General features: G+C 61.7%; 7 protein-coding genes and 1 pseudogene. 5 read left to right on the forward strand and 3 right to left on the reverse strand.

The features are described 5' to 3' along the window. Window positions 1-116: 116 nt before the first annotated feature. Window positions 117-986: a 23S rRNA (adenine(2030)-N(6))-methyltransferase RlmJ gene (locus tag C9413_RS22050; RefSeq protein ID WP_039844479.1), complete on the reverse strand. Its 870-nt coding sequence runs from the start codon at window positions 984-986 to the stop codon at window positions 117-119. Window positions 987-1,069: 83 nt separating this feature from the next. Here C9413_RS22050 and C9413_RS22055 point away from each other — a divergent pair. From C9413_RS22055 to C9413_RS22065, 3 genes and pseudogenes are all read left to right on the forward strand, one after another. After that, window positions 1,070-3,208: pseudogene (locus C9413_RS22055) on the forward strand (molybdopterin oxidoreductase family protein). Next, the gene (locus tag C9413_RS22060; RefSeq protein ID WP_039844481.1) at window positions 3,205-3,798 is read left to right on the forward strand and encodes an NUDIX domain-containing protein; all 594 of its coding nucleotides are present in this window, start codon (window positions 3,205-3,207) and stop codon (window positions 3,796-3,798) included. Before C9413_RS22055 ends, C9413_RS22060 begins: the two are co-directional and overlap by 4 nt. Window positions 3,799-3,917: 119 nt before the next feature. Continuing rightward, complete coding sequence (locus C9413_RS22065) at window positions 3,918-5,081, forward strand: alpha-D-ribose 1-methylphosphonate 5-triphosphate diphosphatase (protein WP_170250912.1); 1,164 nt, start codon at window positions 3,918-3,920, stop codon at window positions 5,079-5,081. 4 nt (window positions 5,082-5,085) lie between these two features. Here C9413_RS22065 and purN read toward each other — a convergent pair whose 3' ends face one another. Both purN and purM read right to left on the reverse strand, forming a co-directional pair. Further along, window positions 5,086-5,748, reverse strand: coding sequence for a phosphoribosylglycinamide formyltransferase (gene purN / locus C9413_RS22070; protein WP_039844483.1), 663 nt, complete (start codon window positions 5,746-5,748; stop codon window positions 5,086-5,088). After that, window positions 5,745-6,818 carry a phosphoribosylformylglycinamidine cyclo-ligase gene (gene purM, locus C9413_RS22075; RefSeq protein ID WP_039844484.1) on the reverse strand — a complete coding sequence of 358 codons (1,074 nt, stop codon included), beginning with the start codon at window positions 6,816-6,818 and terminating at the stop codon, window positions 5,745-5,747. Before purM ends, purN begins: the two co-directional genes overlap by 4 nt. A 238-nt stretch (window positions 6,819-7,056) precedes the next feature. Between purM and C9413_RS22080 the strand changes: the two genes are divergently transcribed. Beyond that, window positions 7,057-8,178 carry an AI-2E family transporter gene (locus C9413_RS22080; protein ID WP_039844485.1) on the forward strand — a complete coding sequence of 374 codons (1,122 nt, stop codon included), beginning with the start codon at window positions 7,057-7,059 and terminating at the stop codon, window positions 8,176-8,178. After that, window positions 8,175-8,873 carry a DnaA regulatory inactivator HdaA gene (gene hdaA, locus C9413_RS22085; RefSeq protein ID WP_170250913.1) on the forward strand — a complete coding sequence of 233 codons (699 nt, stop codon included), beginning with the start codon at window positions 8,175-8,177 and terminating at the stop codon, window positions 8,871-8,873. The genes C9413_RS22080 and hdaA overlap by 4 nt, the downstream gene beginning before the upstream one ends. Window positions 8,874-8,914 lie beyond the last annotated feature (41 nt).

Genomic DNA, 8,914 nt, shown 5'->3' on the forward strand with positions numbered 1-8,914 from the left:
AATGCGCAGCCATCCGCACCTTGATGGAATAGGCCGATGTCGGGGAGCAGAGCAGCTTCATGTTTCACCTCGAAAGCGGTTTCGGCGCGGACAAATTTCGCACGTGCAGCAAGCGGTCAATCGGCGTTTACGGTCTTCGCTTCGGCGCGCAGCCAGAAGGCGCGCTGTGAGGCGAATCGATCTTGGGCGAGATGATCCTTGAGCGCCGGCAGCAGCGCGTGCAACTCGTCCTTCAGCGTGAAGGGCGGGTTGACGATGATGAGACCGGAGCCTGTCAACCCGGTAACGCCGCGGTCGCTGCGCACGCTGAGTTCAGCGCACAGCATCTTCGGAATCTGGGTCACCTGCAGCGCCTCGTGAAATTCCTTGATGGGAGCGCCTCTCTTCAGCGGATACCAAAGGCAATAGGTGCCGCCCGGAAACCGCCGGTGGGCCCTCGCCAGGCCGTCAACCAGACGATCGTATTCGCCGTCCTCCTCGAACGGCGGATCGACAAGCACGATGCCGCGTTTTTCCTTCGGCGGCAGATGCGCGCCGAGCGCCAGCCAGCCGTCGAGCTCGGTGATGCGGGCATGGTGATCGCCTTCGAACAGCCGGTGAAGGCGGATATAGTCCTCCGGATGCAGTTCCATCGCCGAAAGCCTGTCCTGTGGGCGAAAGAGCATGCGCGAAAGCTTCGGCGAACCGGGATAAAAGCGCACGCCGCCATCCGGGTTGAGTTCCCGGACCGCGGAGAGATAGGGCTCGAGCAGTCCGGCCACCTGCGGCGCAAGCTCGGCCTCCATGATCCTGCCGATTCCGTCCTGCCACTCGCCGGTCTTTTGCGCCTCTTCCGAGGAGAGGTCGTAAAGCCCGACGCCGGCATGCGTGTCGAGGACTCGGAAAGCGGCGTCCTTTTTTTGCAGATAGCGGATGAGACGCGCCAGAACGGCGTGCTTCAGCACATCGGCAAAATTGCCCGCGTGATAGATGTGGCGGTAGTTCATTTTCGCTGATGCCTGTTATGAATTCATGTCATAGCCGTCATTTCCGGCTTTTGGCGGATGACGGCTTGGAATATAGAAAAGCCATGAACATTGCGACCCCCATTCACGCCAAATCCGCCGATCCCGGCAAGAAGGTCGGGCACACCGCGTGTCCCCACGACTGTCCCTCCACCTGCGCGCTGGAAGTGGAGATTGCGCAGGACGGCCGCATCGGCCGTGTGCGCGGTGCCAACGATCACACCTATACGTCCGGCGTCATCTGCGCCAAGGTCGCGCGCTATGCCGAACGCCTCTACCATCCGGACCGGCTGATGCACCCTGTGCGCCGCATCGGCGCGAAAGGCGAGGGGCGCTGGCAGCAGATTTCTTGGGAGGAGGCTCTGGACGAGATCGCCGAAGCCTTCATGAAGGCCGAAGGGAAGGATGGCTGCGAGGCGGTCTGGCCTTACTACTATGCCGGCACCATGGGCTTGGTGCAGCGCGACAGCATCGAGCGCCTGCGCCACGCCAAACGCTATTCCGGCTTCTTCTCGTCGATCTGTACCAACCCGGCCTGGACCGGCTTCACGATGGCAACGGGCACGCTCCGCGGTCCCGATCCGCGCGAGATGGGCCGCACCGATTGCGTCGTCATCTGGGGTACGAACGCGGTCGCGACGCAGGTCAATGTGATGACGCATGCAATTAAGTCGCGCAAGGAACGCCGCGCGAAGATCGTCGTCGTCGATATCTACGACAATCCGACGATGAAGCAGGCCGACATGGCGCTGATCGTCAGGCCTGGCACCGATGCGGCGCTCGCCTGCGCCGTCATGCACATCGCCTTCCGTGACGGCTACGCCGACCGGGCCTATATGGCAAAATATGCCGACGATCCGGCAGGTCTTGAAGCGCATCTCAAGACGAAGACGCCGGAATGGGCGGCCGCGATCACCGGTCTGTCGGTGGATGAGATCGAAGCCTTCGCAAAGCTCGTCGGTACGACGAAGAAAACCTATTTCCGCCTCGGCTACGGTTTCACCCGCCAGCGCAACGGCGCGGTCGCCATGCATGCCGCAGCCTCGATTGCCACCGTGCTCGGCTCCTGGCAGTATGAGGGCGGCGGCGCCTTTCATTCGAACAGTGACATCTTCCGCATGAACAACGCGGAGCTGACCGGCAAATCGATGAAGGATCCGGATATCCGCATGCTCGACCAGTCGCAGATCGGCCGCGTGCTGACGGGTGATGCCGCATCACTCCGCCATCGCGGACCAGTCACCGCCATGCTTATTCAAAATACCAATCCGGTGAACATCGCGCCTGAGCAACGCCTGGTGAAGGGCGGCTTTGCGCGGAGCGATCTCTTCGTGGCCGTCCATGAGCAGTTCATGACCGAGACGGCGGAATTGGCCGATATCGTCATTCCCGCCACGATGTTCGTCGAGCATGACGACATCTACCGCGCCGGCGGCCAGAACCATATCCTGCTCGGCCCGGAACTCGTCGAACCGCCGCCGACGGTGCGGACCAACCTTTTCGTTATCGAGGAGCTCGCAAAGCGCCTCGGCGTTGCGGATCAGCCAGGCTTCGGCTTTAGCGCCCGGGAAATGGTTGACCGCATTCTCGAAACAAGCGGCCTGCCGGACTACGACCACTTCCTCGAGCATAAATGGTTCGACCGCCAGCCTGACTTCGAAGATGCACATTTCCTCAACGGTTTCGCGCATACGGACGGCAAGTTCCGCTTTCGGCCGGATTGGGCGAACCAGCCGGCGCCTAACCGTCCACCGGAATCCGTCGGCCTGCTCGGCCCGCATCCCGAGCTGCCGGCTTTTCCCGATCAGGTGGATGTCATCGAAATGGCCGATGCCGAACATCCCTTCCGGCTGGCAACCTCGCCCGCGCGCAACTTCCTGAATTCCAGCTTTTCCGAAACAAAGACCTCGCGGCAGAAGGAGGGGCGTCCCGAACTGATGATCAATCCGCAGGATGCCGAGATAAACGGCATTGCCCACGGCGATCTCGTCCAGATCGGAAACCGGCGCGGCGAGGTGCGCCTGCACGCCCACGTTACGACCTAGGTCAAGCCGGGCGTTCTGATCGCCGAAGGCGTGTGGCCAAACAAGGCGCATGTCGACGGCGAGGGCATCAATGTGCTCACCGGCGCAGACCCCGTCGCGCCCTATGGCGGTGCGGCGGTCCACGACAACAAGGTCTGGCTGCGCAAGGATGACGTATGACGAAGTTCGCGAAGGCAAGGGCGGAGGTCGTCGAGGAAACGACGCTCGCGGAAGGCTGGACGCGGCTGAGTGTTTATAAGCTCGATTACACGGATTCGAACGGCCTTACCCATCGCCTCCATCGCGAGGTCTATCACCGCTCGCCGGCCGCGACGATCCTGCTCTACGATCCGAAACGCGGCTCGGTCGTGCTCGTCAAACAGTTCCGCCTGCCGCCCGATCTTCGGGGCGAGCCCGCCTTCATGATCGAAACGCCGGCCGGCCTTCTGGACGGCGAGGAGCCGGAAGCAGCGATCCGTCGCGAAGCGATGGAAGAGACGGGCTTCCGCGTCCGCGACGTCCGGTTCCTCTTCAGGGCCTACAGCTCGCCGGGTTCGAACAGCGAAGTCGTGCATTTCTTCGCCGCGCCGATCGATACGTCCGACCGCGTCTCGAACGGTGGTGGCCTGGACGAAGAGCATGAGGATATCGAAGTGCTGGACGTGCCGCTCGACACGGCAATCGCCATGATCGAAAGCGGTGATATCCGCGACATGAAGACCATCATCCTTCTGCAATGGGCGGCGATGAACAGGGATAGCTTGATCTAATCGACATTTGCGTGCTTCGGGTTGATGGTCGCAGCAGTATCCAAGTTCATACCGTTGTCACGAATCCCGCCTAAGCGCTGCAGTTTATCAAATCATGGAATGCCGACAGGAGAGTGCCTATGTGGCTCAGCAATTTCACGCTCGTCCTTCGCGAAGAGGTGGTGAGCCGGGGCGCAATCCGGATCGAGGATGGGGCGATTGCCGAGATACGGCCGGAGCCGGTCGGCAATGCCGCCATCGACGGTGGCGGCCGGTTGCTGATGCCGGGTTTTGTTGCTCTGCATGGCGACATGGTCGAGCGCGAGATCGCCCCGCGCCCGAACGCCATGATGCCGATTGATTTCGGCATCCATGAACTCGACAAGAAACTCGCGGCCGCCGGCGTGACGACGGCTTTTGCGGCGATTTCCTTTGCGACCGAGAGCGTCTACGGCTATGTCCGCTCACTCGAAACAACGGGTGCGATCATCGAGGGGATCAACCGGCTCAAGCACGATCTGCTGATCGACCATCGCGTCCATGCGCGCTATGAGATCACCAATCTGGGTGCCGCGCCCGCGCTCGAAAAGCTGCTAGAAGCCGGTCATATCGATATGGTGTCGCTGACCGACCATACGCCGGGGCAGGGGCAGTACAACAACATCCAGAGCTACATATTGAGCATCGCCGAGCGCCGGGCGATCTCCGAGGAAATGGCAGCGGAAATGGTCGCCAAGCGCATTGCGATGCGCAACAATCCGGAGATCGAGGCAAAGCTGAAAGAGATCGTCGCCCTCTCGCTCAAGTGGAAGCTGTCGCTTGCTTCCCACGATGACGATAGTGCTGAAAAGGTCGCCGAGATGCATGACCTCGGTGTGACGATCAGCGAGTTTCCGGTCACGCTACCAGCTGCCGTGGAGGCCCGCCGCCGCGGGCTCTGGACGCTTATGGGAGCGCCCAATGCGCTTCGCGGCCAGTCAATGTCGGGCAATCTGAGTGCGCTCGATGCCGCCAAGGCCGGGCTCCTGACGGTGATTGCTGCCGATTATCACCCGGCGGCTTTCGTGCCCGGCATCTTCAAGATCGCCGATTACACCGCAATGCCGGCCGCGGTCGCCATGGCGACCAGGAATGCCGCCCGTTCCGCAGGTCTGACGGACCGCGGCGAGATCGCCGTCGGTCAGCGCGCCGATCTGGTCGTCGTCGAGCCGGGCGATGTGCACCGCATCCGCGCCACCTTCTGCGGCGGACGCTTCGTTTACAGCGACGGCACCTTGCATCAGCTTCGGGCGCTCGTTGCCTGAAGGATCAGGCGATCAGGGAAATGATGTGATTGGCATTGGGGCGGGCGGATATCTCTGCGCCCACCGCCCTGCCGCCTTCCATCCGCACCTTGCCTTCGGCAAAGAGCCGCAGCGCTTGCGGATAGAGCTGATGCTCGACCGTGAGGACGCGCGCGGCGAGCGTCTCGGCGGTATCGCCGGACAGAACCGGTACGGCGGCCTGTCCGATCACCGGTCCTTCATCCATGCCTTCGGTCACGAAATGCACCGTGCACCCTGCTATCCGCATGCCGGCGTCGATGGCGCGCTGATGCGTGTGGAGGCCCGGGAAGAGCGGCAGAAGGGAAGGGTGGATGTTGATCATCCGGCCCTCGTACCGTTGGATGAAGTTCGCGCTCAGAAGCCGCATATAGCCCGCAAGGCAGAGAATATCCGGCGAGAGCCGGTCGAGCGCTTCAAAGATCGTCGCCTCGTGGGCTTCCTTACTGGCATAATCCTTGCGAACGAAAGCGAACGAGGAAATGCCTTCCGCGGCGGCTTTCGCAAGGCCGCCCGCATCCGCCTTGTCGGAAATCACGCCGACGATTTCAGCGGGAAAGTCCGGAGCTTTCGCCGCCGCGACGAGCGCCATCATGTTGGAGCCGCCGCCGGAAATGAAGACAACGACGCGTTTGCGCGGCATGGTCATAGAGCGAGCGTGCCCTTATAAACCGTTCCCGGCGCACCTTCTGCGCGGCCGATCATCCGGCCGAGCGTGATGATCTTCTCGCCTTCCGATTCCAGGACGACGGTCACCGCAGCGGCATTTTCAGCCGAGACGACGGCGATCATGCCGACTCCGCAGTTGAAGGTGCGCAGCATTTCCTTCGCCTCGACGCCGCCCGTCTTGGCAAGCCAGGAGAAGACCGGCGGAACCTTGACCGCGGCAAGATCGATCTCGGCGGCAAGATGCTTCGGCAGCACGCGCGGGATATTTTCGGGGAAGCCGCCGCCGGTGATGTGCGCGAGCGCCTTGACGGCGCCGGTTTCGCGGATCGCCTTCAGAAGCGGCTTCACATAAATGCGGGTCGGCGTCAGCAGCGCTTCGCCGAGAGCCGTGCCTTCGGCGAAAGGCGCCGGCGCCTCCCAGCCGAGACCCGAAAGCTCAACGATCTTGCGCACCAGCGAAAAGCCGTTCGAGTGAACGCCGGAGGAGGCGAGGCCGAGGATGATATCGCCCTCGGCAATATCGCCTGCAGGCAGAAGCCGGCCGCGCTCGGCGGCGCCAACGGCAAAGCCTGCCAGATCGTAATCGCCGGAAGAATACATGCCCGGCATTTCCGCCGTCTCGCCACCGATCAATGCACAGCCCGCCTCGCGGCACCCGGCAGCAATACCGCCAACGATCGCCGCACCCTGTTCCGGATCGAGCTTGCCGGTCGCGAAATAGTCGAGGAAGAAGAGCGGCTCAGCACCTTGCACGACGAGGTCGTTGACGCACATGGCAACGAGGTCGATGCCGACCGTTTCGTGGTAATCCGCGTCGATGGCGATCTTCAGCTTGGTGCCGACGCCGTCATTGGCGGCGACGAGAACCGGATCGGTGAAGCCGGCGGCCTTGAGATCGAACAGGCCGCCGAAGCCTCCTATTTCGCCATCGGCGCCAGGCCGCCTCGTGGAGCGCACGGCAGGCTTGATCTTCTCAACCAGAAGATTTCCGGCATCAATATCGACGCCTGCGTCGCTATAGGTCAGGCCGTTTCGTCCAGACTGGCTCATGCTGATCTCCGATGGCTGGTTCGGGCGGTATAATGGACCGCGTCACATGCGGGTCGCAATTGCATGAGAGTGCGCTTTATGCAAGGCGGCGATGGAGAAAAGCCCCAATTTCCCGCTCTTTCCATAGGGGAGGGTTGGATTTTCCGCCGCAGGGTTGACCATCTTCGGGCCCGCATCCTATGTGCTTCGAGTAGCGGCGCGAAAAGACTGCGTCACGGGCGGACGAACGGGGAAAGCGATGCCACATCAGGTCAGTGGAGCAAGTCTCAAACGGCAGGTCTTCTTCTGGCTGGGCGTGCTCGTCTTCTTCATCGTCTTTCTCTATATCTTCAGCTCCATCCTGCTGCCCTTTGTCGCCGGCATGGCGATCGCCTATTTCCTTGATCCCGTGGCCGACCGTTTGCAGCGTCTGGGGCTCAGCCGCCTGATGGCAACAATCGGCATCCTGGTCGCCTTCGTCATCATCTTCGCGCTGGCGCTGATGATCCTCATTCCGGTCCTGATCAATCAGTTCAACGATTTCGCCCAGCGGCTCCCCGGATATATCAGCCAGCTGCAGGCCTTCATCGCCAATGTACAGGATTCCGTGCTTCCGGGTTGGATCAGGAACCAGCTCGGCACGATCAAGGACAATTTCTCCGGCATATTGTCGGAAGGCATGGGCTTCCTGACCGGCCTCTTTGGCCAGATCTGGAATTCCGGCAAGGCCATCGTCGACGTCATCTCGCTGCTGGTGGTGACGCCGGTCGTTGCTTTTTACATCCTGCTCGACTGGGACCGCATGATTTCCAAGGTCGATCAGTGGATTCCGCGCGATTATGTCCGCGACGTTCGCCAGATCGCTCATGAGATCGATCAGGCGATCGCCGGCTTCATTCGCGGGCAGGGCTCTCTCTGCCTGATCCTCGGAATCTACTACGCCGTCGGTCTGTCGCTCGTCGGCTTGAACTTCGGCCTGCTCATCGGACTCTTTGCCGGCATGATAAGCTTCATCCCCTATGTCGGCTCGCTGGTCGGGCTGGTCCTTGCGGTCGGCGTGGCGCTCGTTCAGTTCTGGCCGGATTATCTCTGGGTCGGCGCCGTGCTCGTTGTGTTCTTCAGCGGCCAGTTCCTGGAAGGCAATATCCTGCAGCCAAAACTCGTCGGCCACAGCGTCGGACTTCACCCGGTCTGGCTGATGTTCGCGCTCTTTGCGTTCGGCGCGCTCTTCGGCTTCGTCGGCCTGCTCGTTGCCGTGCCGGCGGCTGCCGCCGTCGGCGTCCTTGTCCGCTTTGCACTCTCGCGCTACCTTCAGAGCGATCTTTATGCGGGCCGTTCGCAACCTGCCGACGCCCGGAAGACAAAAGCCGATTCCAAATGAACGACGTGAAGCGCAAGGCGGGGGAACCGCTCCCGCGGGTCTTTTCCCATGATGCGGCAAGCGGCCGAGACGACCTGCTGGTCTCCGACCGGCTGAGCGCTGCGGTGACCATCATCGACGCGTGGCCGCAATGGCCGTCGCCGGTCGTCATTCTGGCCGGGCCTGTCGGTTCCGGAAAGTCGCATCTTGCAAGCATCTGGAAAGAGCATAGCGGTGCCGTCGGCATCCATCCGAAGCGAGGATCGGATACCGCCGTTACTGCGGCAAACGGGCCTGTCCTTTTCGAGGATGTCGACCGCCTCGGCTTCGATGACACCGAACTTTTTCACGTCATCAACAGCGTGCGCGAAAACGGCAACAGCCTGTTGATGACGAGCCGCCTGTGGCCGATGTCGTGGCCGGTTGAGCTTCCCGACCTGCGCTCGAGGCTCAAGGCTGCGACCGTCGTCGAAATCGGCGAGCCGGACGAGGAACTGCTGTCGCAGGTTATCGTCAAGCTCTTCTCCGACCGGCAGCTTAATATAGATGACAAACTCGTCCTTTATATCGTGAACCGGATGGAGCGGTCGCTAAACGCGGCCCAGACGATCGTCGAAAGGCTCGACCGGCTGGCCCTTGCGCGGGGCACGAAAATCACCCGGTCTCTCGCTGCCGAAGTGTTGAATGAATTGGGTAATTCGGCGTCGTCCGATTGACTGTCACAGTTCCGTCGTGAAACTGATATACTGCGCATGGA

It is taken from the genome of Rhizobium sp. SEMIA 4085 (genome assembly GCF_013004495.1).
Taxonomy (GTDB): Bacteria; Pseudomonadota; Alphaproteobacteria; order Rhizobiales; family Rhizobiaceae; genus Rhizobium; species Rhizobium gallicum.